Consider the following 24138-nt stretch of genomic DNA (forward strand, 5'->3'; position numbering starts at 1 on the left):
TCTGAGGCCACCCTTCCCCGGGATCATGTCCGCAGTCCGTCGATCTGAGCCTCGTCGATACTCGTCCTGAGCCAGAAAAGAACATCCACTCGGTCGCGCTCATCGAGCGTATCGAAAACCGCACGCGCACAAGCCCGCGCCACCGGCGTGTCCGCGGCCAGCAATTCGCCGATGACCATCCACGTCAGTGACGCCCAATGGAACAGCCGTTCCGCTCGGAGCAGCGGCAATTTCGCCAACTCCGCCACCAGCCGTGCAGCCGCGTCGTCATGCGCGCGGCTCGCCAATTCGCAAACGGCGGCAACCCAATTCGGCTCCCGGTTACGGGCGAGGGCATCGAGCTCGCCCAGGCTCGCGCGTCGAAAGTCTCGGAGCGGGCGTGGGGGAACGCGCGGGATGTCATCCAGTTCGGTGAACGCCATCAGCGCGGCGATTTCCTCATCGGTGATGTCGTCCTCGTCATGGCTCACGTCGAATCCGGTCTTCGGTCGTGTCGGGCGGTTCTCGCCGAAACATTGCCTGCTGCACTGGGTTTCGCCGAATCGGATTCCGATGGTAGGTCCATTCGGTGTGGTAGGCCAGCAGTCTTTCGGTCTTCTCTGTCGTCCGCCGGAGCTTCGAGGAAGGCGAGAGGCACGCGCGGACGCCGCTGCCCCGGGGGTGCGAATATCGCTCGGCGAGACGAGCCACACAGACGTGGACGTCGCCGCGCACGCTGCCGAGAGCGTGGATTCCGCTGGCGGACATCGGCCTTTCGTCCCAGAGGCGACCGACCCCGCAACCTCCTCGAGCTGACACAGCGGTTCAGCGAGACTGTCTGGATGCGGCGGGCCCGCGCAGTTTCTCACTGGCCCGCTGGGGACGCTTGTGACCGGCTCGATGCCACCAGGTAGAAGCTTCGGTGGTTTGTTGGCGGTAGCGCAGTCGGACGGCGAGGTTGTGCATGGCATTGGTATGACCGGCTTCGGCGGCGCGCCGATACCAGACGAGGGCATCGTCGGATCGGTGGGATTTGTCGAGCATGAGGGCGAGGTTGTACATGGCGTCGATGTCGCCGGCCTCGGCGGCGCACCGCCCCCAATGCTCGGCATCGGTGTCCTGGTGGACTCGGTGCAGTAAGTCCGCGAGGTTACCCATCGCGTGTGTATCGCCGCGGCGGGCCGCTTCGAGGTACCACGGGTATGCCTCACGAAGCTTTCCCTGCGTGCACAACAGATTGGCGAGGTTGTTCATCGCACCCGTGTGCGCTTGGGCGGCGGCTCTGCGCCAAGCGTTTTCGGCTTCGACGAGGTCGCCTCGATCGGCCGCCAGTTGGCCGTCGGCGAAAATGCGGTCGGTGGTGCTGTCTGGAACGGCGAGCGGATCGATCGCCGGAGTGATCACAACATCATCCGATCGCACAGTGTCGCCAGGCGGGGTGAAGAGGCGCAGGCTCCCGGCGACGTTGACGCTTCGTCGCACTGGGCGGGGGTGACCATTGCCGTGCAGGATCCGATCGATGGTCCCGAAGAGTTGGTCGAGCGTTCGGCCGGGGTCCGCGGCGGCGGCGAGCAAGGCGGCGGTGAACGCGGTGTTCCGGTGCCCCTCGGGCGCGAGGGAGGTTTCGTTGCGGGGCGAGGACGCGATCGTGTACGTGCCGTTGATGTCGATCTGGCCGTCGACGACGGTGACCGGGGCGCTCATCGCTTCGAAGGCTCGCCCCGAGAAACAGCAGTCCAGGATCAGAATGCGGGCGCGGGCGCGGGCGGTTGCGAGTTCGTCGCGCAGGGTGGAGAACGGAATCGAACTCCATTCGGGATGGTCGGGGTCGCTGCCGGCCAAGGCAAGATGCAGGCGTCCGCGCCGATCCAACAGGCCGTGTCCGGTGTAGTACACCAGCAGGACCTCGTCGGCTTGGTCGACGGCCCGTGCGAGGAGCTCACCGACCTGCGGAGGCCGGTCGGGATCGACCAGTGCGATGCAGTGCTCAGGAGCGAGCGAAGCGTTGGTGGGCGCGGTGAGGAGCCGACCGAGGTCGCGAATGTTGTTGGCGGCGGCGGGAATATCCGTGATCGAGGGATGGCTGTATCGGCTCACCCCGATCAGGGCGGCGCGCCAGCCCGAACGGTTCTGTGCGGAGATCACTGAATCTTGTCCGCATGGGCGAGCATTGCCTGAAGCGCGCGAGCGATTTCGGGAGTCTTGACGCGCTTCGCGTCGACGGTGATCTGGGTGTGATCGAGGGTGAGGGTGACCGCGATGTCGGAGCGCCTGTGGGCGAGCCATGCGGTCAGCGATTGAACCAGTGCGGTCGCTACACCTTGCGCGCCGAGCGCCACAACGAGCACCTCGGCCAAGTCGCCCATTCGACCGGGTCGAATCGGCGTAGTCGGCATGCTCACCCGGCCGCGCAGTTCGTCGTCCTCGGTGAACCACTCGAGGAGGCCGAAAAGGTCGTCGGCACTACCGTCCGTGTGGATCGTCAACGCGCCCTGTCCATTCGGCATATCGTGCGTCCTGTTTTCTCGAAGCTATCGAAATTTGGGAGATCGGCCGTGTCGAAATGAATTGCCGTGTTATTGAACACTCGAATGCTGTATCGCAGCAAGACTTCGCCGGTAGTCTTCGGCCTCGGCGAGCTCGTTGAATTCCAAAAGTCCTTTGGTGAGATCCTCCAGATGTTCGCGTACCTCCGCCGGAGTGGCGCGGAAGAATTCGCGGCGAAGATTGACTTGGTTCACGCGTTTGTGTGCCAGGCGGCGATGGAGTTCTTCTTCTATACCCGCGGCATCGACGTCGAAGAACATGGTGTGCACGTCGTACTTGAACGGGACCGAGGAGTTGCTCAAGTCGCTGATGCGGTCGTACGGGTCGACTCGGCGAGTCATGCCGATCTGGACTACTCCCTCGCCGAAAGCGCCGATATTGGACACGACGTACACATGGCCCGCGCGTAGATTGCCCGCTCGGTTTGCGAGGGCTGTGATGTCCTGTTCCAAACTCGCGAGCTTGCTCTGGAGGTCGCGTGCCTTCGTGGAGTCGGTGTCACCGGCGGCTTCGAATGCGGTGAGGTCGGCCAGATATTGCTGATGCTGCTTCTCGAGTCGCCGTTGTTCGCGTTCGATCTCCTGTTGCGCTTTGCGTTCCTCGCGGAGGCGCTCGCGTTCATCGCGTTCGGCCTCCTTCTGACGGGCCAGCTTCTCCAGATAATCGGCCGTCAACTCCAGCTCTTGGCGGCGGAGTTGGTGGTACCAGGGGGTGACGCGCAGTTTCATGGTCGCGCCGAGTCGTTCGATGGTGACAGCCAGGCGTTCGAGGCGTTCGAGTGCGCTGTTCAGCTTGTATGGTTTGAGACTCCGGACGAGATTGTCGGCCTCGGCGTTGTACGCGCGCAGCATCAGTTTCGAATATTCACGGATCATTTTGCGGCCCGCAGCCGCAGAACCATTGACTTCCCAGACCTGGGACGCCTCGATCGCGCCGCCGTCCCGCGCTGCGGCGTACTTGATCTCACGTTGCAGTCGGTCCAGTTCCGCGCGGTAGGCCACCACGTCGGAGAGTGGATGGCGGTACTGATAGATCCCTATTTCCTGGAGCACCTGCTCGTCTTGGGTGTTGATTATCTGAGTGCGCAGGCTGTCCAGGCGTGCCTGTTCGGTGGCAACTTGCGCGGTGAGTTGCTCTCGACGGAGTTGGAGTTCTGCGATATCGAGTCCGCCGACGCTGGCCAGCTGGGTGCGAAGTCGGTGGACCTCGGCCAAGGCGTCGGCCAGTTCTCGAGATTGCCGCTTCGCGTATGCGCGAGTGCCGAACATCGGTACCTTCGGTGCCGAAGGAGAGCCCGGTACCGTCGGTGCGGGTACGTCGGTTGTGGGAGAGGGTGTCGGTTCCCCGACCCAGTGCGTGCCGTTCCAGTATCTCGAGAAGCCCGGATTCTGTGGATCGGGATACCAATTCGGTGGAGCGCTGTTCATGATCTTCCCCCTTGCTACGGTCGCACTATAGAGAATGCCATCAGCCGCACCCGCCGAACGCCGAAAGCGTGGAATTTCTGAGGGTGTCCGCGCTTACCTGATCCATCGAGGGGGCTGTCTGTCCCGATGGGCGCTGGATCGGGAGGTTGGGCGCCCGAGTCTGCGCGGACGAATTCCTGGAGGACGCTCGGCGTAGGGCGGGGAATCGAGTAGCCCACTACCCGTGCCCCACCCCACCCCCGCTCCCTAGCGTTCCCCCCGAACGCGTAGGGGCGAGGGCAAGGAGAGGGACATGCCGCTCACGCCGATTCCGGAACTCGGCGATCGGATTCTGATCGTCTTACGCGAGATGGGTGCCGGGAGTCCGGCCGAGGTGATCGATGCCGTCGGGCGGCTCGGTGGGTTCACGCCGACCGCGGAGGATCTGCGGATCGATGAGCGGACGAAGTTGCCGCGGTGGCAGGCGCGGATTTATGGGGCGCGGCGGTATCTGGGGGACGAGGGGTGGGTGCGGGCCACGCGGAACCGGTGGCGGATCACCGAGGAGGGGAGGGCGGCGGCGGATGAGGCGCGTAAGCGGTGGCCCGAGTCGGAGACGCCGCCGGTGACGCGGAATCCGGATGAGCGAAATCTGGTGCAGTACAGCGTGATCGCGCAGCCGTTGCTGGATCCGGAGATTCGGGCGCGGGTGCTGAAGCAGCCGACCGACGACGACAGTCCGCTGCCCGTGGTGATCGAGTTGAACCTGGGCTACCCCGAGGGAGTCGCCGGGGCGAACGCGGCGCTGGCGGAGCTGGTGGGGCGGCTCGGGGAGCGGCCGGGGGTGGCCGCGCCGCCGAAGCCGTTGTTCGACGAGTACGCGTGCGCCGATCTGTCCATGCGACAGGTGCGGGAGCTGGTCCGGATCGACCACGAGAATCGCAGGAACCCCCGCACGACCCACGTCATACATCGGATCTGGCCGAACTTCCCCGTCGAACCGTTGATCGATCTGTCGGCACGCACGGTCAAGGCCGACGCCGCGCGCCGGTCGTTCGACGCGGCCGGACGCGACATCTGTTGGGCCGTGGTCGATTCCGGGATCGACCGCCATCACCCGCATTACGTCGCCGAGAAAACCCTCGAGGCCGACGACGTCAAATATCTGCATCGCGACTTCACCAAGTCGTTCGCCCCCGGTATCGAGACCGTCGACTCGGCCCTCCAGGACGAACTGGGGCACGGCACCCACGTCGCCGGGATCATCGCTGGCCATCTGCCCGATGCGTACCCGCGCGAGAAGATGAAGGTCGTCGTCCGCCAGCACACCGAACCCGGCGACGCCCATCCGTTGTGCGAGGAGCGCTCGGTAGACCCCGGACTGGTATCGGGCATGTCGCCGCTGACGCATCTGGTGAGCCTCAAGGTGCTCGACAGCGAGGGCTCCTCCGACATGGTCGCGGTGATGGCCGCCCTGCGGTACGTCCGAGAGACCAACGGCGACAACGACAAACTGATGAAGATCCACGGCGTCAACCTCAGCCTCGGCTACGAGTTCGACGCCGAATGGTTCGCCTGCGGCCAGAGCCCGCTCTGCAAGGAGGTTGACCGCCTCGTGCGGTCCGGTGTCGTCGTGGTCGTCGCCGCGGGCAACACCGGATACGGGCGGTTCAGTTCCAAAGAACGGCAGACCAATGTCGGGCTCACCATGACCATCAACGATCCCGGCAATGCCGAGCGGGCCATCACAGTCGGTGCGACACACCGGGATTCGCCGCATACCTACGGCGTGTCGTACTTCTCGTCGAAAGGGCCGACCGGGGACGGGCGGCTGAAACCGGATCTGATCGCGCCTGGGGAGCGGATCACGTCCTGCGCGACCGGGCGGACCGCGGCGCGCTGGGGGTTGACCGATGTCGCCCCGGACCTGGCCTGTTATGTGACCGACACCGGAACCAGTTTCGCCGCGCCGCATGTGTCCGGCGTCATTGCCGCGTTCCTGTCGGTGCGTCGCGAGTACATCTGTCGGCCCGACGAGGTCAAGAACATCTTCATGAAGTCGGCGACCTCCCTGGGACGGGAACGGTATTTCGAGGGTGCGGGGCTGGTCGACCTCATGCGCGCCCTGCAATCGATCTGAGACACGGAGGCCGCGATGACGATCGACATCCAGGGACTGCCGCTGGTGGAACTCGCGTTCGACGCGGACGGCGACGTCGACCCGGACGGCGCCGCCGCGCTGCGCGCCGCGCTCGACGAGCACGCGCCGACGGATCTGCTGGTGTTCAGCCACGGCTGGAACAACACCCCCAGCATCGCCGACCGGCTCTACCGGGCCTTCTACGGCGAGCTCGCGCCGCTGCTCGCCCAGCACGGCGCGCCGGATCGAAAGGTGTTGCTGCTGGGCGTGTTCTGGCCCTCGGCGCGGTGGACGGACGAACCGATCCCGGACTTCGAGCCGGGCGCGGCGGTCGACCTGGGCGACGGCGGCCCGGCCGCGGGGCTGGGCGACGCCCCCGAATTCCCGCCGCCCCCGCCGCCCGACCCGGACCTGCGCGCGCTCGTGCGCGACGCGTTCCCCGCGACGCAGGGTCCGGCGGTGAAGGAACTGCTCGATCTGCTCGTCGAGCGGCCCGCCGACGAGACGGCGATCGGCCGGGCCCGCGACCTGGTCGCCGCGCTCGCTGCCGCCACCGGAACCGGCGGGGACGGCGAGCAGGACGACGCCCCGACATCGCTGGCCCAGTCCGACCCGAAAGCGGAGGCGTTCGAGCGGTTCGCCGCCGCGCTCGAGGAACTCGGCGTCGTCACCGGGAATCAGGGCGGCGCGGCCGGATTCGGCGACCGGTTCGCCCGGCTGTGGCACGGGGCGCAGGAGGTCGCGCGGCAGCTCACCTACTGGCAGATGAAGCGGCGCGCCGGGACGGTCGGCAGCCGCGGGCTGGGTCCGTTCCTGGGCGAGCTGGTGCGGGAGCGGCCGGAGCTGCGAATCAGCTTGATAGGACACAGTTTCGGCGCGCGCGTGGTGTCCTACGCGCTGACGGGCCTGCCGGACGGCGCGGCGGTCGAATCCGTCACGCTGTTGCAGGGCGCGTTCTCGCACTTCGCCTTCGCCGGGGCGCTGCCGTTCGATCAGGGCCGCTGCGGCGATCTGTTCGGGGCCCAAGCGCGCGTGCGCGGGCCGATCGTCGCCTGCCATTCGCGCTTCGATTCCGCTGTGGGCGTGCTGTATCCGCTCGCGTCGCTGCTCGCGCACCAGGACGCGGCCGCGTTCGAGGACGAGACCTACCGGTGGGGCGGCATGGGCCACGACGGGCACCAGCCGGACGCGCCCGCCGTCGCGTTGCGCGACGCGGGGGAACCGTACGGGTTCGGGCACAGTCTGGTGAACGTGGACGCGGCCCGCGTCGTGAAGAACGGGAAACCGCCGTCGGGCGCGCATTCCGACATCGTGCACGCGGAATTGGCGTGGGTCGTGCTGTGCGCCGCCGGTCTGGTGGCCCAGAGGTAGTGCGCTACTCGCGACGCGGCCGCCGTGTACGGGAAAGCTGCGGTACGCAGTACGGCTGATCGGGAGAGGCGAACGGTGCGCAGCGATATCGACAACCTTCTGGACGTGGTGATGCCGGTCACCGCCGCGTCCGATCCGTTCTGGATCACCTCCGCGAACATCGTTGCGGCGCACGGTGATCCGTTCCGATCGCCGGTCCGCGAGGTGACGGCGGTCGTGTTCGAGTCCAGTTTCGACAGCCGGTCGCGGTTCGATCCGGTGCCGGTGGCCCGCGCCCTGCGCGCCCGGCTGCCGCGACCGCCGCGGCTGGCCGTGGCGATGGTCGCGCCGACGCTCGAGATCCCCGCGGCCACCCAGCACGCCCTCGCCTACGAGACCGGACTCGCGCTCGACGTGCCCGACGTGCGCGTGGTGACCGCGAGCGACGCCCGCCGGTACGGGGACGGTGCGGAACGGGCACTGGCCGTGGTCGAGGGCGAGACGCCCGGCCAGGACGTGGATCCGATCGCGGCGGCGTTCGCGCACGCGTATCTGTCCCGGCAGCAGCGGCGAATCCCGTTCCGCTGCACACCCTTACAGCGCCGCATCCTCGACGTGGTGGCCGCCGGGACGATCGTGCCGACGACCGCCGCCATCGCCGCGGCGGTGTACTCGACGGAGAAGAAGGTCAGCGAGAGCATCGCGGAGCTGGTCGCCGAGTTCTGCCCGGGGCGCGCGGACGGGACGGGTCTGCGGGACGGACATCAGCGGCTGTACTGGCTGATGCACCGGTTCGGCGCGTGGCTGCGGCTGGTGAACGGCCGGATCCGATAACGATGCCGACCGGATCGAGGGGCGACCACGCGGGCGCCGAGGCCATCGGGCGGGACAGCGTCGTGCTCGCCCGGGTGCTCGGCGCGCGGGTGACGGAGCCGAGCACCGTCGTCGTGGTGGACGAGGTGACCTATGTGGCCGTCGCGCTCGTCGAGCGCAGCGCCGACGTCACGGCCCTGTTCCCCGCGCACTATCCCGAGATGCCGCCGCTGGTGTTCCTGACCCCCAGGCCGGGCGCGATCGGATTCCTCGCGGATGTGGCGGCCCGGCTGAGCGCGGGCGCGGCCGAACCCCCGGCCTCGGTGGCGCTCCCGCTGCCGTGGAATCTGAGCGTCGATCCGGAGTTCCGGCTGTCGAACGCGCTCGGCCGGAGCTTGCAGAAGAAGTCTCGATCGGGAAACGACCCGGAATCCGAGTTAACGCGATACCGTGCCGAAACGATAATCGGCGGCATTTCCGAAGCGTGTCGCGAAAATCGCGGATAAAAAGGCGAGAATGCGTTCGCACACCGACCCAGGCAAGCCTGACCTTGCTGTTCAGGAGTGCGAAAGCCCTCTACCATCGGCCTCGAACACCCCCTCGGCTAATCCGGCCGAGGACGCTGCGATGGAAGGAGGAATTCATGACCACGATGGAGATGCCGCACGTCAGCGAATGTACGGTCGCGGACTGCTCGTACAACCATGACGGCTGCCATGCCTACGCCATCAACGTGGCGGGCCAGAACGGCTCGGCCGACTGCACCACCTTCGTCCCACTCTCCAGCAAGGGCGGCCTCGACCGCGTCACCTCGATGGTCGGCGCCTGCCAGCGGGCCGACTGCAGCTACAACCAGAACCTCGAGTGCAGTGCCCCCTCGATCCGCGTCGGCATGGGCGCGGGCGACAACACGGCCAACTGCCTGACCTACAGCCCCGCCTGAGGTCCACCGGCGAACGGGCGGCACCCTCGCGGGCGGCCGCCCGTTCGCCGATCTCCGGTCGATTTCTCGAATTCTCTGGTTAACCCCGCGTTACCGGTATACGCTGAGACCCGTTCTGTCGACAACAGATATGCGACTTCGGTAGGCCGATCCGGCCGCATCAGAATTCAATACGCTCGCGGTGAGCCGCGAGCGGTTCCACGCAACAAACGGGTTCGCAATATGAAGTTTCAGAGATCGATCGCAACGACCGCTTTGTCGGCAACTTTTGCCGGTGCAATTCTGCTGGCTCCGGTGGTAGCCGCGGCGGATCCGCCCGATCCGGCCGACGCGCCGGATCCCGGCCTCGTCCACCCGGTCGCCTCGCAAGTCGAGAACCAAAGGGCCATGGGCGAATTCGCCACCGAGTTCGGCATCGCCGTGACGACCGGAGGGTTCATCGGATCGGCGATCGGCCTGGGGGTCGGGGCCGCGGTCGGGTGCGTCATCGTCCCGGCGGTGGGCTGCATCCCGGGCGCGCTGTCCGGCGCGTCCCTCGGCGCGATCATCGGCACCCTCGTCGTCGGCGGCCCCACCCTCGCCATCTCGGGCGCCGACCTGATCACCACCCTCAACTCCCCGCCCGGCAGCACCCGCTGGTCGGACGAGAACTACTACTACCAGAAGCCCGCTCCCTGACCCGTCGACGGCGCCCGGGGGAGCGGGCGCCCTCGCAGCGGTAGGCCCACTCTCGCCGATGACCACTACGCACGGTCCGTCGATCCTGCCCGCCTCGTAGAGCGATTCGTCCAGATGGGTGGCCATAAAGGTCATCCACCGAATCGAGCTGTGTGCCAGGGACTTACACAGCTCTCGTCGCTGCGAGACCTTCGCGTGAGCCGGGCATACGGTCGACCGCGCTGCGGTGAGCAACCGAGGACGGCTGTGCGTACCTGACCACGGATGTCGTCCGAGCCGCCGTGCACGCGCTGCCGTTCGTCGGAATCTGCTGGTAATCTCCGATGACCAGGAGGGGGCGACTATGACGTTCGAAGTGAACCCGGACGGGTTGCGGGCCGCCGGTGGGGCGTTGGCGCTGCTGCCGACTGATATCGATAACGCACCGAAGCTCGATGCCGAACCGGTGGCGACATCGCTCGCGGGCCTCACGGTCGGCGCCGAGCTGGCCGAGTCCAACGCCGCGAGTACTCGGGCGAAAGAACTACTGAAGGCGCGCTTCAACGAATTCTCGGCGTTGCTGGTGGTCCGCGCCGACAACTTTCACGGGAGCGATCAGGAAGCCGCTCAGCGTATCGCGGCGGTCGCGGATCTCAACTCCGGCGACCCGCACTCGGGGAGGTAGCCATCGCGCCGACCCCGAAACAAGTGCTGGCACTGGATATATCGGGTTTGCAGGGTGTCGCCGACCGCGCGACCCAGATCGCCGACGCGATTGTCAAGGCGGCTGGGGCCATGCACACCACGATCCACGACGGCCTGGCCTGGCAAGGTGCGGCGGCGCGAGCCGCCGGTGACAAGGCCGACCGTGAACAGACCCAGATGCGAGCGATCGCGACCGCCTACGACGATCTCAGTGCCGCCTGTGCGGGTGCGGCGCGCGACTTGCAGTACCCGGTGGCGGAAATCAAGGCGATCTTTCAGACCTATGTCGTCGGACCGGTTGCGGTATCTGACGACTGGAGTGTCACCGGCGTAGACGATCCCGATTCCGAAGCGGGCGTACAGCTTTCACGCCTGCCTGGGCTGGTGGCCAACTTGCAGTCCGCCGATGCGCGATGGGGCGCCGAGATCGCCGCCGCGAACAGCGAATTGGCGAGGATGGCGCCGGCGACCACGCTGACGGCGGTCCAGGTCGCCGACACCAGCTTCAAGTCCACAGATTCGCGGGCCGACCCCGATCGGCTCCGCACCTCCGCCGCGGCGTTCCAACAGGTTTTCGGACGTCCGCCGGTCAGTGCTTCCGATTGGAGCACGGCCGAGGTTCTCAACCCGAAGAGCTACACCCCGGAATTTCAGGGAGTCGGGCCGGAGATTCGCGTCGTACGAATCCAACCTGTTCCGGGACAGGGAGTGGTCCGTGCGTCCCAGTACATCGAACAACGTGATGTTTCCGACCTGGATCTGAACCCGTTTCATGGGAATTTCGGCGCGCGCGATTTGGGCAACAATCGCACGGCCGACCCGAATTTCGATCCTGAACATACGAAGGTTACGACGTATATCGACTACGAAAACGGGATCGTTGTCATGCGTCAGAACCCTTCTGTTCGAGAGAACCACGACGGAAGTCCGGGAGAAGTCAAAGTCGGAGCACCGGAAGGGACGGTGTGGCAGAACCCCGATGGATCGGTGCGCATCCAGTACGAGTCCGGTAATCCGCTGCCACCGGCGGTGGCTACCAAGCCGCCGTTGTCGGATGGCCATCACGTTACAGTTAACGGTGACTTGGTGTTCCAGCCTGGGCCGAACGGAGTTCAAGTGAACGGTACGCGCAGTGATTACCCCTCGTTGGAGGTATATCAGGACACTCCCGACGGTCGTACGCAGACAATCGCATTGGACCCGGCGCAATCCGGGAGTTCGCTCGGCCCCGCGATGAATCTGCCGTTCCACCACGACATCGGTGTAGGAGGTCTTGCGTTCGCGCCGTTCTCCGAGTGGAATGAGCAGTTCGATGTACCGGGAAACCCGAAACCGTCGACACGGTTCGGTTCGGTTATCGCACCCCCCAACGTACCGGCCCAGCCGCTGCCCAGCGGGACGGCCTGAATGGAGCGGTCACCGTCGGCGGATGACACCCGTTTCTGGCGCCTTGCCACCTGGAGTCTCGCGGGATTCTTTGTACTGCAAGTGGCATTCATGGCGATCACTTCGCTGATCTCGAACTCGGATACCGTTGCTACGTATGTCGGCTCGTTTGTCGCCGCTTCGATAGCCGGAACCCTCCTGGCACTGCTGGTGCGGTGGAAAACGCGCGGCGCTGGTCGTGGTGTTGCCCTCGCTGCGGCGACCGCGGCCGGGATCTGGATCGCTTCGACGGCCGCTATCGGTTTCCTGATTGCGGTCGGGTAATGCAGCAGAGGCGCGGCGCTTGGCACGGACCGCTGTCGTTTTGCAGTGCTGCGATCTTCTTGACGCTGAACGTGATTCCGCTCTTCCTCTACTTTTACCTGCTATACCTTCTCGTCGTGGTGTACGCGGTTGAAATGATCGCGGCGGCTGTGCTGTCCGCCTGCGGTGGCCGCGCCCGGCAGTGGGGCACGGGTATTGCAGCCGCCCTGGTGGGCACCGCAATTTGTCTCTTCCTGATACCAGTGTGGATGCAGTACGTCTGAGCCCGCCCCGAGACGTGCGTGCCGCACTCCTGTCCGTTTGGTGTCCTCCGGCAAGGGGCGGCCGGATCGGTCCGCCCCTCGCCGGACGACTCATACCGTTTCCAGAAGCATTGTCCTGGAGGCGGATTCGCTCAACGCCGTCCGTCGGAGCTCGGCGAGGGCGGTCCGGTAGTGATCGACTTCGCCGGAGCGTTCGAGGTAGAGGTTTCCGACGTATTCGGTGATGTGGACCAGGGGCGGTTCGTTGAGGCGGGTGTGGGGCAGTATCGGGAACTCCAGCAGGGTGAACGGTCCGGTGAGTGCGCCGATGCGGCTGCGGCCGTTGATGGGCACGACCCGCAGGGACACGTTGGGGAGGTGGCTGATCTCGGCGAGGTGGCGTCGTTGCTCGGCCATCACGCCGGGGCCACCCCACTCCTCACGGATGGCCGCCTCCGAGATGATGATCTCGACGGCGAGGTTCGAATCATCGAGAGCGCGTTGCTGTTTCGCGGCCGCGTGGATGCTTTCCTCGACCTGGTCGGTGGGCATATGGGGCGACCGGGTCCAGGCGACAGCGCGACTGTAGTCGGATGTGCGCAGGATAGGAGGGAGCAGCAGCGTCGCCCACGCCGTCAGCCGGATCGCGGCGTGATCGAGAACCACCCGCGGATCGAAATCGTGTGTGTCCCGATCCAGGTCCGGCCGCCACCACCCACCGCCGCATTTCGCGATGAACCGAACCTCCCGCGCCAGCGCGAGGATCACCCGCCGATCCGCGTCACCCACCCGATACCGATCGCACAAGGTGTTCAAATGCAGATCACTGGCGATCCGCGCCGTCACCCCTTCCTCCAACCGCCCGATCGTCTGCGCCGACACCCCCAGCACACCCCCCGCCTGGTTCTGACTGACCTCGGCCCTCTTGCGGAAGGAACCCAACTGCCGCCCCAGCGCTCGCTTGGCGAGTGACGAACCTTCTCTGCGCAATGCAATACCTCGCTCTCTTGTTGATTGTTCTGTGAAATCGGCTGTTTCGGGTTCTTGGTGGTCTTGGGAAGCGGACGTCGGGGTCGGCAAACTCCCGACCAGTCGGCGCACTCCCTAGAGCCGAAAACGCTCGTTGCAGAAGCTCCTTCGTCGAAGCTTCGGTGAGCGGCCCTAAGAAACATGTATCGACCCGAAACACGCTGTTGGATATGCTGAAGGCATCGGGTATTCTCGTTGTTCCTCGGTAACAGCACTACAGGTACACTTTGTTATCGATGGTTACGAGACTGCAAGGTTGTCCAGAACTCGTGTCGGATTTCGTCCCAAAGGCCGCAGAGTCGCGGTATCCTTTCACGCGCTTCCGCCAAATCTGGAAAGTTGTTCGAGCTGAACCAGATCCAGCCCGAAGTTGCGTCCTGCCTTCGCTGACATACCGACAAAACTCGGATATCCCTACCCGAAAGCCTCCACAGAGCCTCGTCACCGCCGCGAGAGACCGTGCGATGCAACCACTCCCGTTCTGATAACCGTTGGATCATCATCTCAGCTCCAGCCCTTCCGAGGGTTCTGCCGAGACCCAGCTTGCCCGCGAAATGTGTGGCATTCAAGGGATACCTATGATGCCTTTATGCGACGAGAGCGACTCATACAGGCGCGCAGGAGCTCTGGTAGGAACCAAGAGCAGATAGCCCAAGTCGTAGGGGTGGACCGCACCACGCTGGGCAAGTGGGAGCGTGGGGAGAGCACCCCTCATCCGAACCAAAGAGTCGCGTACGCACAGGCGTTGGGTGTTACCCTCTCGGAACTGGATGCGATGCTCCATGGCGCTCCGAAGGGGCTGAGGGAAGAGATGCCGGACTGGCTCTCGCCCTTTCTCGGCCTGGAGCAGTCGGCGATCGAGATCCACATTCATGAACCGCGCGCGGTGCACGGACTCTTGCAGATTCCGGACTACACGCGAGAACTGGTGAGCAGGCTCGGCATCGAAGGACCATCGGATTCCTATATCGAGACCATGGTGCGGCAACGAATTAAGCGGCAGAAGCGAATTCAGGCCGGAGATCTCTCACTGGTTGTGATTCAACCCGAGTCGGCGCTACGCCTGGTCGTCGGAAGCGCCTCAACAATGGCGGCACAGCTCGACGCGCTCGTGGAGCTCTCTCGGCTCCCCGCCATCACAGTCCTGGTGACGACCTATGAGGTAGGGCAGTACGAGGCCCGGCGTATAGGGCCGTTCAGCATAATGACGCACCCCTGGGGGAGGCCCCGGGTCTACCATGAAACATGGCGAGGGGCTGAGGATATAAACGACGACGAAGAATTGAAGTACTTTCGGAGCGCGTTCGAACAAGCCTCGAGGTCGGCTCTGACTCCTGACGAGTCGCGTACGTTCATCGCCGAGTTGGCGGAAGAATGGAGCACAAAGAAAAACGAGTCATGCCGTAGGAAGTCGGGTTTCACCGGCTGAATCACACAAAGGTAGCCTACCCGCCCCGAATTCGCCGATTGGGTCAAGGGGTGCGCAGCGGGAGAGTTCGACGGCTTCGCGTAATCAGCCTTCACGAGCGGGTGTCCTCATTCATTCTTCAGGGGAGACGTCTTGTGCGCCACGGCCTTCGAGGGGCCTCTGTGAGGGATTTATGAGCGGGTCCGTCCCCGGGCTGGGGTTCCTCGCTCGCCTCACGCGGTCGAGGGGGCGCCCTTGCCGGACAACCCGGTTCGTTCCGGAAGCAGGTTGTTCTGGGGCGTCGCGTTTTCGCGCGCTCTACGCGGGCCGCGGCCGAGACGGCCCGCTCGTTCTGCGGTAATCTCCTGGCAGAAGGAGGTTTTCGCGGTGAGGTTGGTGGCCGGGGATGTTTTCGCCGGGTACCGGATTGTGCGGCTGGTGGGGGTGGGTGGGATGGGGGAGGTGTATCTCGCGGAGCATCCTCGGTTGCCGCGGCGGGATGCGGTGAAGATTCTGGATGCGGGGTTGGGGGGTGATCCCGAGTTCCGGTTGCGGTTTCTGCGGGAGGGGGAATTGGCCGCGCGGCTGGAGCATCCGAATGTGGTGTCGATCTATGACCGTGGGGCCGAGGGGGAGGTGTTGTGGATCGCGATGCGGTATGTGGAGGGGGCGGATCTGGCCGAGCTCACTCGGGGCGGGGTGTCGCCGGAGCGGGCGGTGCGGATCATCGGGCAGGCCGCGCGCGGGCTCGACGCCGCGCATCGGGCGGGGCTGCTGCATCGGGATGTGAAGCCCGCCAATATCCTTGTCGCCGCCGGTGACGACGGCTCCGACATCGTCCGGATCACCGACTTCGGGATCGCTCGGCAGCTCGATGCCGGGACCTCGGTGACCGCCTCCGGTGCCATCGCGGCCAGCCTCGCCTACGCCGCCCCGGAACAACTGAGCGGTGAGCCGCTGAGTCCCCGCACCGACGTCTACGCCCTCGGCTGCACCCTTTTCGAAATCCTCACTGGCCGAACCCCTTTCGGCCGTCGCCCGGTAGCGGCCCTCCTGCACGCCCACCTGAGCGAACCGCCCCCACGCCCCTCCACCCTCGCCCCGATCCCACCCGCCATGGACGCGGTGATCGCCCGCGCCATGGCCAAGGACCCGGCCCAACGCTTCGCCAGCTGCGGGGAACTGGCGGCGGCCGCCGCCGAGGCCCTCACCGCCCCACGCTGGCCCCGGTCGGCCTCGGCGGGGCCGGATTCGGTGCGGCTCGTCGGGCCTGAGTCCGCGCTGGCGGGGTCGGGTTCGGTGCGGTCTGCCGGGCCGGAATCAGGTTGGGCGGGGTCTGGTTCGGTGCGGCCGTTCGGGCCCGAGTCGGCGTCGGGGGGACCACGTTGGCACGAACCGCACTCCACGCCAAGGCATTCAATGGGCTCCCTTGGGCTGCGGGTGGCGGTTGTGGTGGGGGTGCTGGTTCTGGCGGGGGTGGCGGTGGTGGCCGGGGTGCGGTTCGGTGGGGGTGTTTCCGGGAATCCGGTGGCCGCGTCGACGACGACGGCGGCGGTGAGCACGACTTCGGCGGCCGCGACCACAACACCGGCGGGGGCGGCGTGGGGTGCGGCGGCCTATATCGTGGCGGCCTTTCCCCGATTGCTGCCCCCGGACCCCGAGGGGACGGGCTACCAAGGAATGCGATGCGCCCTGAACGACGATCGCGGTACCTGGTTGCACTGTCCCACCGATGAACCCGGGCATTTCAGCGTGAACATCCACTGTTCGCCGGACCGGCGGGCGGTCACCTACAGCGCGGATCGGACGGGGCTGGCCGATCTGCACGAGGAGCGGTGGACTAGGCCCTCGGGCACCGGCACGGTGCGCTGGGCATCGGACAGTCTGGCCGGATTCGGTTTGCTGGACATCGCTTTCGACGATCCCGGCCGGAACTTCTGCGTGGTCGGTGCGTCCGGTGGCAGCGGGGGACGGGATGTGTACGACAACTGGTGGGTGGGCGCGCCGCTGTGAGCGAGGATCTCGGGCCGGGCGGATACCGGATCGAACGGGTGCTCGGCTCGGGCGGGATGGGCACGGTGTATCTGGCCCGGCATCCGCGGTTGCCGCGCTCGGTGGCGTTGAAGGTGCTCGGCCGGGCCGCCGACGCCGAGTTCCGCGCCCGGTTCACCCGGGAGGCCGAACTCGCCGCCCGCGTCGACCATCCGAATGTGGTGGAGGTCTACGACCGCGGCAGCGATGGGGACCGGCCGTGGATCGCCATGCGCTACGTCGCGGGGACCGATGTGCGCGCGCTGATCCGGCAAGGGCCGCACGGACTTCCGGCCGCCCGGGCGCTGGGCATTCTGGAGCAGGCGGCCGCCGGGCTCGACGCCGCGCACCGCCGGGGCCTGATCCACCGCGACGTCAAACCCGCGAATCTGCTGGTGGGCGACGACGACGGGACGGACCACGTCTTCGTCACCGACTTCGGCATCGCCCGCGCGGGCGACGACCCGGTCCGGCTCACCGCCACCGGAGCCCTGGTCGCCACGCTCGCCTACGTCGCCCCGGAGCAGATCCTCGGCGCGCCCGTCGACCACCGCGCCGACATCTACTCGCTGGGCTGCACCCTGTTCGAAATGCTCACCGGCACCGTCCCTTTCGGCCGCCCAGCCCCCGCCGCGATAGTCGCCGCCCACCTGAACGATCCGCCGCCGCGCCCCTCCGAATCCGACCCCGCCCTGCCCCCGGCCATCGACGAGGTCATCGCCCGCGCCCTGGCCAAGGATCCGCGCCAGCGCTACCCCACCTGCGCCGCCCTGGCCGCCGCCGCCCGGCAGGCCCTCGCCCCGCGCCCGACTTCGTCCCTGTCCCAACAACATCCGGGCGCGCATGCGAGCCCCTCGTCGCCGCGCGAGGTCTCGCACTCGACTCCCTCACCGCCGCAGGACATTCCACATCCACCCGCTGGTTCTGCGTCGCAGCCGCACGGCATTCCATACCCTGCCGCTGGCTCGAGTTCATCGTCGCATGGCATTTCGCACACTGCTACGGGCTCGGGTTCGTCGTCGTGGGGCGGGTCACGTCCGATCGCGGACCCGATCGGATCATCGGGAGGTGTTGTCTCGTACTCGGTCGGCGGGCCGCCGCGGGACGATGTGTATTCCCCCGTGGGTTCGACCGCGCCGTCGGGACGCCGAGCCACCGTATCCGGACGGGGGAGCGGCATCCGCCGGACCGTCCTGCTCGCACTCGGCCTCGCCACGGTCGTCGGAACAGCCCTCGCGGCAACGATTTTCGCCACGCGGGACGATCCCGGGCCGCACCCGCTCCCGACCACCACGATGGCGGCACCGGCCACCGCATCCCCGCCGTCCACCACGAGCACGCGCCCCGGCGTCACCGCGTGGGGCCGGGACAACGACCTCGTCGCCCTCTTCCCCGGACTGCTGCCACCCACCCCAGGGCAGCCCGGTTATCAAGGCGCACACTGCGAGGACCTGAACGTGCTCAACAACGGCGGCGCCCCGGCCGTCAGCTGCACCCAGGACAATGGCATCGAGTGGACGGTCTGGTCGTTCCGGCGCGGCGATCCGCGCCGGGATTCGATGTTCGCCACCAATATCGCCAATGACACCACCCGCGAACAGGTTTGGTCGCGGCCGTCGGGTACGGGCCGGGTGCGGACGAGCTACTACCCGGGCGGCAATACCGGACTGCTGACGGTCGCGTTCGACGATCCGGCCCGCGCCTGGGTCGTGATCGACGTCGGCTGGGACCACCACACCGGCCAGGACCTGGCCGAGCAGTGGTTCGCGAACGCGCCGATCTGACGGCTCAGGACGAGACGGGCCGCGCGGGCCGTTCCTCCTCGTTCTCGTCCACCTCCGGCGGCACCCCGCTCAGCGCGCTCTCGTGCAGGCTCTTGTTGGTGAGGGTGAAGACCGCGATGATCGCGGCGACGAATCCGAAGATCGCGCACATGGTCATCGTCTGATGGAAGCCCTCGGTGAAGGCGAACCGGCCGTCGGCCACGATCTGATCCGCCACCTGCGGCACGGGCGCTCCCCCGGCGACGGTCTCGATGGCGCCCGCGCTGATGGCCGAACCCGCCTCGTGCGCTTGCGGTCCCAGCGCCGCGCCCATCTGGGTCTGCTCGAACGAGTGGATCACCCGGTTCTCGAAGAACGACCCGGCCACCGCGAGCCCGAGCGCGATGCCCACCTGCTGGAACGTCTCGTTGATCCCCGACGCGACCCCGGCCCGCGCGGGCTCGAAGACGCCGATGGACAGCGCCGCGCGCGCGGGCTGGAAGGTGCCCATGCCGACCCCGGCCGCGACGAGCGCGGGAATGAGCTGCACCCAGGTGCCGTGCGCGTCGCTGAGCCGGGTCAACAGCAGACCCGCCCCGATGGTGACGAACGCCAGTGACAGGATGACCCGGAACGGCACCCGCTGGATGAGCGGACCCGCGAGCGCGCCCGCGACGAACATGGCCGCGGTCATGGGCAGGAACCGCAGGCCCGCCTCCCACGCCGAATTGTGCAGCACGCTCTGCATATACGTGGTCGCGATGAAGATGAACGGCATCCCGCCCGCGTTCATGATCAGCGTCGCGACGCACAACCCCAGGAACGTGCGCCCGCGCAACATGGTCAGATCGAGCATGGCCCGCTCCGAGCGCGCCCGCGCGATCACCAGGAACACGATCAGGAACACCACCGAAACCGCGTACAGCACAACGTTGCTCACCGAGAACCAGCCGTCGGCGTTGCCGCGGATGATGGCCAGCACGATCGCCGACAGCGAGATGGTGAACGCGACCATGCCCGCCACATCCGGCGGCACCGACTTGGCGAGCCGGGATTCGCGCAGCTTCGTCCAGGCGAGCGGCAGCATGACCAGGCCGATGGGGACGTTCATCAGGAAGATCCAGCGCCAGCCCGGCCCGGCGGTGAGCGCGCCGCCGATGAGCGGTCCGGCCGCGGCGGCGATACCGGTCGCGGCGCCGAACACCGAGAACGCCTGTGCCCGTTCCTTACCGTGGAACTCGTGGCCCAGCAGCGCCGGGCCGACGGCGTACATGATCGCCGCGCCGACGCCCTGCACACCGCGACTGATGTTGAGCGCCAAGCTGTTCAGCGCCAGACCGCAGGCCAGGGAGGCGACGGTGAACACGAGCAGACCGAGGACGAAGACCCGCTTGCGGCCGTACCGGTCGGCCACCGATCCCGAGGTGACCAGGAACGCGGCCAGGGTGAGCGCGTAGGCGTCGAAGACCCATTGCAGATCGCTGAAGCTGGAGTGCAGGGACCGCTGGATGCTCGGCAGCGCCACCGCGACGATGCTGAGATCGAGGATGAGCATGAAGGTGCTCACCGAGACGAGTGCCAGGGTCCACCAGCGTACCGACGATCGGGATCGGGTCGTTGCCATGCTGCCTCCGCGAGTGGTTGAACTGGGGGGAGCCGATGACACAGGAGAGCACTGGTCGGTCACCGTTTGGTACAGGGGCGACTATACAGAGGGGCACTTGTGCGTTCAATCGTAAAAGCAGCTGTTTCCGATGCCGATCACCGTGACTTTTTTCCGCTGATACGGGTGCGCCGCCGCAGTTCTGCAAGGTTCGCATCGCGTCCCTACGCACAAGGTGAACCCGGTGGTAGCATTCGGTTGGTATCTGAGACGGGGGAGGTTCTGTTAACTGGCAGTTACTACCATGCAATAGTCCCTTGAAATCCGCGATGCGACACGAAGCGTCCCTTCGTCGTCGTCTCCCGGAATTCTCTGCTGTTCGCCTGCGCGGTTAGCGGTACCGCTGTTCGGGGGCGGCGAACTTCGAGACAACTTTGTGGGGACACTTGACATTTCACCGCTTCGGCCGCGAGGCGAGGAATTCGATCGCTCTGCCCGGCAGTCCAGTGGGCTCGATATGGACCGCCTTGTCGAGGGTGTCGTCGGAACGATCAGCACAGACATCACCTGTTAGCAGGAGGGTAATAGGATGAGCGTAAACGATGACCATGGCCCGGATGATGAAATTATGCGTTTCGGGTATCGGACGGGTCAACCGGAGCTGATCAGCGAAGTGGGCGAGCTGGCGATCTCGGAGATCGTGGGGAGTATTTCACCGCGTATCGCCGGCGAGGATGTGGCCCACACCGAACTTCTGGCACGCTCGTACGACGTGCTGCCGCCGATCCTGGTGCACCGCGCGTCGATGCGCGTGATCGATGGGACGCATCGGGTGCGGGCGGCGACCCTGGCGGGCAAGGACGTCGTCCGGGCGCGCTACTTCGACGGGACCGAGGAGGACGCGTTTCTCCTGTCGGTGCGGTTGAATATCGCGCACGGCCTGCCGCTGTCGCTGGCCGATCGCCGGGCCGCCGCTCGAAGGATGCTGCGGATCCATCCGGAATGGTCGGACCGCAAGGTGGGGTTGGCCGCGGGCCTGGACCACAAGACCGTCGGTTCGATCCGCCGCGACCCGAGTGGGGAAATTCCCCAGTTGGCCGCCCGGCAGGGGCGCGACGGACGGGTGCGGCCCGTGCGCAACCGCTCCCGACCACGGCGTTCCCCGGCGAAGGCGACCGAGGCCGAGGCGAATTCGACGGGTCATGATTCCGGGGAGGCGCCCGCCGGGCGGGTCAGCGAGTTGTGGTCCGGCGCCGCGCGGGGCGGCCGCCAACGGCCCGAGCGCGGTGCGGTATTCGATCGAGAAGCCATTATCGCGAGCCTGAAAGCGGACCCGTCGCTGCGTTTCAGCGAGGCGGGGAGAATGCTGATCCGCTGGTTGGATGCCAGCCCGCGCACCGGCGAGGAATTGAGCCGGATCGTCGATCAAACGCCCGAACATTGCCTCGATATCATTGCGGCGCTGGCCGCGTGTAATGCGGAAAAATGGAGCGAGATCGAGGCGAAGTTGAACAGCAGGAAACGCCGCGCCTGGGACGAGGGGAAGTCCGGAAAGGCGCTCTGAATCCCCGCGATGACCCGTCGGGAGCGCTCCGACTGCTTGCACAGGGCCGATCCCTCGAATACTTTGAGAAGTAACGGCGTGGTTCTTCTCGAGGTATTCCCGCGTGACCGCATCCGGCAATGTGCGGATCCAGTATTGGAGTAGTATTGTCATGGGTCATTATATAGCCGATATCCGCGATCTGGAATTCAATCTGTTCGAGGTGCTGGGCATCGGTTCCGTCCTGGGGAAGGACGCGTTCGGGGAGCTCGACGACGACGCCGTCCGCGATATCCTGCGCGAGGTCCGACGCCTCGCCGAGGGTCCGCTGGGCGAGGCGTTCGCCGACGGCGACCGGAATCCGCCCGTCTTCCATCCCGAGACGCACAGCGTGTCGCTGCCGGAATCGTTCAAGGCCGCGTGCCGGACCCTGATCGACGGTGGCTGGGACAAGCTGGGCGTCGCCGCGGATCTGGGCGGGATCACTGTGCCCGCGGCGGTGTTCTGGGCGGTAGCCGAACTGGTGCTGGGCTCCCAGCCCGCCGCCTTCATGTACACCATGGCCGGGGCGGGTTTCGCCGACATCTTCCACCGCCTCGGGACCGAGGAGCAGAAGGGCTGGGCGAAACTCGCCGTGGCGCAAGGCTGGGGCGCCACCATGGTGCTCACCGAGCCCGACGCCGGTTCGGATGTCGGCGCGGGCCGCACCAGGGCGATCGAACAGGCCGACGGCTCTTGGCATCTGGAGGGCGTGAAGCGGTTCATCACCTCCGCCGACTCCGATGATCTGTTCCCGAACATCATGCATCTGGTGCTGGCCCGTCCCGAGGGCGCGGGGCCGGGCACGAAGGGTCTGTCGCTGTTCTTCGTGCCGAAGTTCCACTTCGACCACGAGACCGGTGAGCTGGGCGAGCGCAACGGCGTGTTCGTGACCAATGTCGAGGACAAGATGGGCCTGAAGGTCTCCGCGACCTGCGAGGTCACCTTCGGCGGCCACGGCGTCCCGGCCAAGGGCTGGCTGGTGGGCGAGGTGCACGACGGGATCCGCCAGATGTTCGACGTCATCGAGGTGTCGCGAATGATGGTGGGCACCAAGGCCGTTGCCACCCTGTCGACCGGCTACCGCAACGCGCTCGCCTACGCGAGACAGCGGGTGCAGGGCCCGGATATGACGAGGCTGGCCGACCCGTCCGCGCCGCGGGTGCCGATCGTGCGACATCCGGACGTGCGTCGGGCACTGCTGTTCCAGAAGGCGTATGCCGAGGGTCTGCGGGCGATCTACCTGTACACGGCCGCGCATCAGGATCCCGTTGTGGCCGAGCGGGTTTCGGGTGCGGACGCGGATCTGGCGGCGCGGGTGAACGATCTGCTGCTGCCGATCGTGAAGGGCGTGGGTTCGGAGCGGGCCTACCAGTACCTGACCGAGTCGTTGCAGACCCTGGGCGGTTCGGGGTTCCTGCAGGATTACCCGATCGAGCAGTACATCCGGGATTCGAAGATCGACTCGTTGTACGAGGGCACGACCGCGATCCAGGCGCAGGACTTCTTCTTCCGCAAGATCGCGCGTGATCGTGGTGTGGCGTTGGGTCATGTGGCGGGGCAGATCCAGACGTTCATCGACTCCGAGGCGGGCAACGGCCGGTTGAAGGGGGAGCGCAAGCTGCTGGCGACCGCGCTCGAGGATGTGCAGGCGATGGCGGCGACGCTGACCGGGCATCTGATGGGCGCGCAGGAGAATCCGGCCGAGTTGTACAAGGTCGGTCTGGGTTCGGTGCGGTTCCTGCTGGCCGTGGGTGATCTGCTGATCGGCTGGCAGCTGCTGCGGCAGGCCGAGGTCGCCCTGGCGGCGCTGGACGGGGGTTCGACTGAGCCGTTCTATCAGGGCAAGGTCGCCACCGCGCAGTTCTTCGCCCGCAATGTACTGCCCCTGCTGAGCGCGACGCGGACGGTGCTGTCCGCGCTCGACAACGACGTCATGACGCTCGACGACGCGGCCCTCTGAGCCGATTTACTTTGTGCCCGAAACCAACTCGTCCTTCCGCCGCCGGCGGATGGTACCTCGCGCCGACGAAGGAGGTGGCGAAAAACGTACACCGTGCGGTCTCGCACGGTCTTGGGTGGAACGTAGGACCTTGATAGGGTGAGTCGGATCGCCGAGATTCCACTTACGCCGCAACACTTTCCGTCGTACCCAGTTGTCGCGCACCACGTCCGCGCGCCCATGCCGGTCGCGCGCCGGAGCGCCTATTGCACTCGTGTGCCATGTTCA

At 66.4% G+C, this 24138-nt stretch carries 21 protein-coding genes and 1 pseudogene; 15 read left to right on the forward strand and 7 right to left on the reverse strand.

Going from position 1 to position 24138, the window contains the following annotated elements; all coding sequences use genetic code 11:
- Window positions 1-23: 23 nt before the first annotated feature.
- The 5 genes and pseudogenes from ACWDSJ_RS31280 to ACWDSJ_RS31300 all read right to left on the reverse strand — a co-directional run.
- Window positions 24-470: a hypothetical protein gene (locus tag ACWDSJ_RS31280; protein WP_450036170.1), complete on the reverse strand. Its 447-nt coding sequence runs from the start codon at window positions 468-470 to the stop codon at window positions 24-26.
- Window positions 471-804: 334 nt separating this feature from the next.
- Entirely contained in the window at window positions 805-2124 is a 1320-nt protein-coding gene (locus tag ACWDSJ_RS31285; protein ID WP_450036171.1) for a caspase, EACC1-associated type, read from the reverse strand.
- Window positions 2121-2465: an effector-associated constant component EACC1 gene (locus ACWDSJ_RS31290; RefSeq protein ID WP_450036173.1), complete on the reverse strand. Its 345-nt coding sequence runs from the start codon at window positions 2463-2465 to the stop codon at window positions 2121-2123. The genes ACWDSJ_RS31285 and ACWDSJ_RS31290 overlap by 4 nt, the downstream gene beginning before the upstream one ends.
- A gap of 90 nt (window positions 2466-2555) precedes the next feature.
- The gene (locus ACWDSJ_RS31295) at window positions 2556-3794 is read right to left on the reverse strand and encodes a DUF4041 domain-containing protein (RefSeq protein WP_450036229.1); all 1239 of its coding nucleotides are present in this window, start codon (window positions 3792-3794) and stop codon (window positions 2556-2558) included.
- Window positions 3795-3857: 63 nt separating this feature from the next.
- Window positions 3858-3953, reverse strand: a pseudogene (locus tag ACWDSJ_RS31300) (DUF2510 domain-containing protein); the annotation flags it as partial.
- A gap of 292 nt (window positions 3954-4245) precedes the next feature.
- On the opposite strand from ACWDSJ_RS31300, the gene ACWDSJ_RS31305 reads away from it, so the two are divergent.
- The 10 genes from ACWDSJ_RS31305 to ACWDSJ_RS31350 all read left to right on the forward strand — a co-directional run bounded on the left by ACWDSJ_RS31305 (window position 4246) and on the right by ACWDSJ_RS31350 (window position 12513).
- Complete coding sequence (locus ACWDSJ_RS31305) at window positions 4246-6072, forward strand: S8 family serine peptidase (RefSeq protein WP_450036174.1); 1827 nt, start codon at window positions 4246-4248, stop codon at window positions 6070-6072.
- Between the two features lie 15 nt (window positions 6073-6087).
- A complete protein-coding gene (locus tag ACWDSJ_RS31310) occupies window positions 6088-7443 on the forward strand; it encodes a serine-threonine protein kinase (RefSeq protein WP_450036175.1) in 1356 nt (451 codons plus the stop codon).
- A gap of 75 nt (window positions 7444-7518) precedes the next feature.
- Window positions 7519-8256, forward strand: a complete 738-nt coding sequence (locus tag ACWDSJ_RS31315; protein ID WP_450036176.1) for a hypothetical protein — start codon at window positions 7519-7521, stop codon at window positions 8254-8256.
- Between the two features lie 2 nt (window positions 8257-8258).
- Window positions 8259-8741 (forward strand): hypothetical protein, encoded by a 483-nt coding sequence (locus ACWDSJ_RS31320; RefSeq protein WP_450036178.1) that lies wholly within the window; start codon window positions 8259-8261, stop codon window positions 8739-8741.
- A 137-nt stretch (window positions 8742-8878) separates the two neighbouring features.
- Window positions 8879-9178, forward strand: coding sequence for a DUF1540 domain-containing protein (locus ACWDSJ_RS31325; protein WP_387371001.1), 300 nt, complete (start codon window positions 8879-8881; stop codon window positions 9176-9178).
- A gap of 294 nt (window positions 9179-9472) precedes the next feature.
- Window positions 9473-9856, forward strand: coding sequence for a hypothetical protein (locus ACWDSJ_RS31330; protein WP_450036179.1), 384 nt, complete (start codon window positions 9473-9475; stop codon window positions 9854-9856).
- A gap of 343 nt (window positions 9857-10199) precedes the next feature.
- A complete protein-coding gene (locus ACWDSJ_RS31335; RefSeq protein WP_450036180.1) occupies window positions 10200-10520 on the forward strand; it encodes a hypothetical protein in 321 nt (106 codons plus the stop codon).
- Between the two features lie 23 nt (window positions 10521-10543).
- Window positions 10544-11947 (forward strand): hypothetical protein, encoded by a 1404-nt coding sequence (locus ACWDSJ_RS31340; protein WP_450036182.1) that lies wholly within the window; start codon window positions 10544-10546, stop codon window positions 11945-11947.
- A gap of 90 nt (window positions 11948-12037) precedes the next feature.
- Window positions 12038-12250: a hypothetical protein gene (locus ACWDSJ_RS31345; RefSeq protein WP_450036184.1), complete on the forward strand. Its 213-nt coding sequence runs from the start codon at window positions 12038-12040 to the stop codon at window positions 12248-12250.
- A complete protein-coding gene (locus ACWDSJ_RS31350) occupies window positions 12250-12513 on the forward strand; it encodes a hypothetical protein (RefSeq protein ID WP_450036186.1) in 264 nt (87 codons plus the stop codon). The genes ACWDSJ_RS31345 and ACWDSJ_RS31350 overlap by 1 nt, the downstream gene beginning before the upstream one ends.
- Before the next feature lie 90 nt (window positions 12514-12603).
- Here the strand turns inward: ACWDSJ_RS31350 and ACWDSJ_RS31355 are convergent, their stop codons facing one another.
- Entirely contained in the window at window positions 12604-13482 is an 879-nt protein-coding gene (locus ACWDSJ_RS31355; protein ID WP_450036187.1) for a helix-turn-helix domain-containing protein, read from the reverse strand.
- 628 nt (window positions 13483-14110) lie between these two features.
- Between ACWDSJ_RS31355 and ACWDSJ_RS31360 the strand changes: the two genes are divergently transcribed.
- From ACWDSJ_RS31360 to ACWDSJ_RS31370, 3 genes are all read left to right on the forward strand, one after another.
- Window positions 14111-14950 (forward strand): helix-turn-helix domain-containing protein, encoded by an 840-nt coding sequence (locus tag ACWDSJ_RS31360; protein ID WP_450036188.1) that lies wholly within the window; start codon window positions 14111-14113, stop codon window positions 14948-14950.
- Window positions 14951-15316: 366 nt separating this feature from the next.
- Window positions 15317-16942 (forward strand): serine/threonine-protein kinase, encoded by a 1626-nt coding sequence (locus ACWDSJ_RS31365; RefSeq protein ID WP_450036189.1) that lies wholly within the window; start codon window positions 15317-15319, stop codon window positions 16940-16942.
- Window positions 16939-18744 (forward strand): serine/threonine-protein kinase, encoded by a 1806-nt coding sequence (locus ACWDSJ_RS31370; RefSeq protein ID WP_450036190.1) that lies wholly within the window; start codon window positions 16939-16941, stop codon window positions 18742-18744. Before ACWDSJ_RS31365 ends, ACWDSJ_RS31370 begins: the two co-directional genes overlap by 4 nt.
- A gap of 4 nt (window positions 18745-18748) precedes the next feature.
- Here the strand turns inward: ACWDSJ_RS31370 and ACWDSJ_RS31375 are convergent, their stop codons facing one another.
- A complete protein-coding gene (locus ACWDSJ_RS31375; RefSeq protein WP_450036192.1) occupies window positions 18749-20347 on the reverse strand; it encodes an MFS transporter in 1599 nt (532 codons plus the stop codon).
- A gap of 568 nt (window positions 20348-20915) precedes the next feature.
- On the opposite strand from ACWDSJ_RS31375, the gene ACWDSJ_RS31380 reads away from it, so the two are divergent.
- Window positions 20916-21890: a ParB/RepB/Spo0J family partition protein gene (locus tag ACWDSJ_RS31380; protein ID WP_450036193.1), complete on the forward strand. Its 975-nt coding sequence runs from the start codon at window positions 20916-20918 to the stop codon at window positions 21888-21890.
- 151 nt (window positions 21891-22041) lie between these two features.
- Window positions 22042-23871 (forward strand): acyl-CoA dehydrogenase, encoded by a 1830-nt coding sequence (locus ACWDSJ_RS31385; protein ID WP_450036195.1) that lies wholly within the window; start codon window positions 22042-22044, stop codon window positions 23869-23871.
- The last annotated feature ends 267 nt before the right edge of the window (window positions 23872-24138 follow it).

The organism is Nocardia sp. NPDC003482 (genome assembly GCF_053588115.1).

Bases quoted from the DNA above. Each gene is read 5' to 3' on its own strand.
- ACWDSJ_RS31385 (WP_450036195.1), top strand. From the start codon at position 22,042: ATGGGTCATTATATAGCCGATATCCGCGATCTGGAATTCAATCTGTTC.
- ACWDSJ_RS31320 (WP_450036178.1), top strand. From the start codon at position 8,259: ATGCCGACCGGATCGAGGGGCGACCACGCGGGCGCCGAGGCCATCGGG.
- ACWDSJ_RS31350 (WP_450036186.1), top strand. From the start codon at position 12,250: ATGCAGCAGAGGCGCGGCGCTTGGCACGGACCGCTGTCGTTTTGCAGT.
- ACWDSJ_RS31345 (WP_450036184.1), top strand. From the start codon at position 12,038: ATGGCGATCACTTCGCTGATCTCGAACTCGGATACCGTTGCTACGTAT.
- ACWDSJ_RS31305 (WP_450036174.1), top strand. From the start codon at position 4,246: ATGCCGCTCACGCCGATTCCGGAACTCGGCGATCGGATTCTGATCGTC.
- ACWDSJ_RS31295 (WP_450036229.1), bottom strand. From the start codon at position 3,794: ATGTTCGGCACTCGCGCATACGCGAAGCGGCAATCTCGAGAACTGGCC.
- ACWDSJ_RS31375 (WP_450036192.1), bottom strand. From the start codon at position 20,347: ATGGCAACGACCCGATCCCGATCGTCGGTACGCTGGTGGACCCTGGCA.
- ACWDSJ_RS31325 (WP_387371001.1), top strand. From the start codon at position 8,879: ATGACCACGATGGAGATGCCGCACGTCAGCGAATGTACGGTCGCGGAC.
- ACWDSJ_RS31380 (WP_450036193.1), top strand. From the start codon at position 20,916: ATGAGCGTAAACGATGACCATGGCCCGGATGATGAAATTATGCGTTTC.
- ACWDSJ_RS31335 (WP_450036180.1), top strand. From the start codon at position 10,200: ATGACGTTCGAAGTGAACCCGGACGGGTTGCGGGCCGCCGGTGGGGCG.
- ACWDSJ_RS31310 (WP_450036175.1), top strand. From the start codon at position 6,088: ATGACGATCGACATCCAGGGACTGCCGCTGGTGGAACTCGCGTTCGAC.
- ACWDSJ_RS31360 (WP_450036188.1), top strand. From the start codon at position 14,111: ATGCGACGAGAGCGACTCATACAGGCGCGCAGGAGCTCTGGTAGGAAC.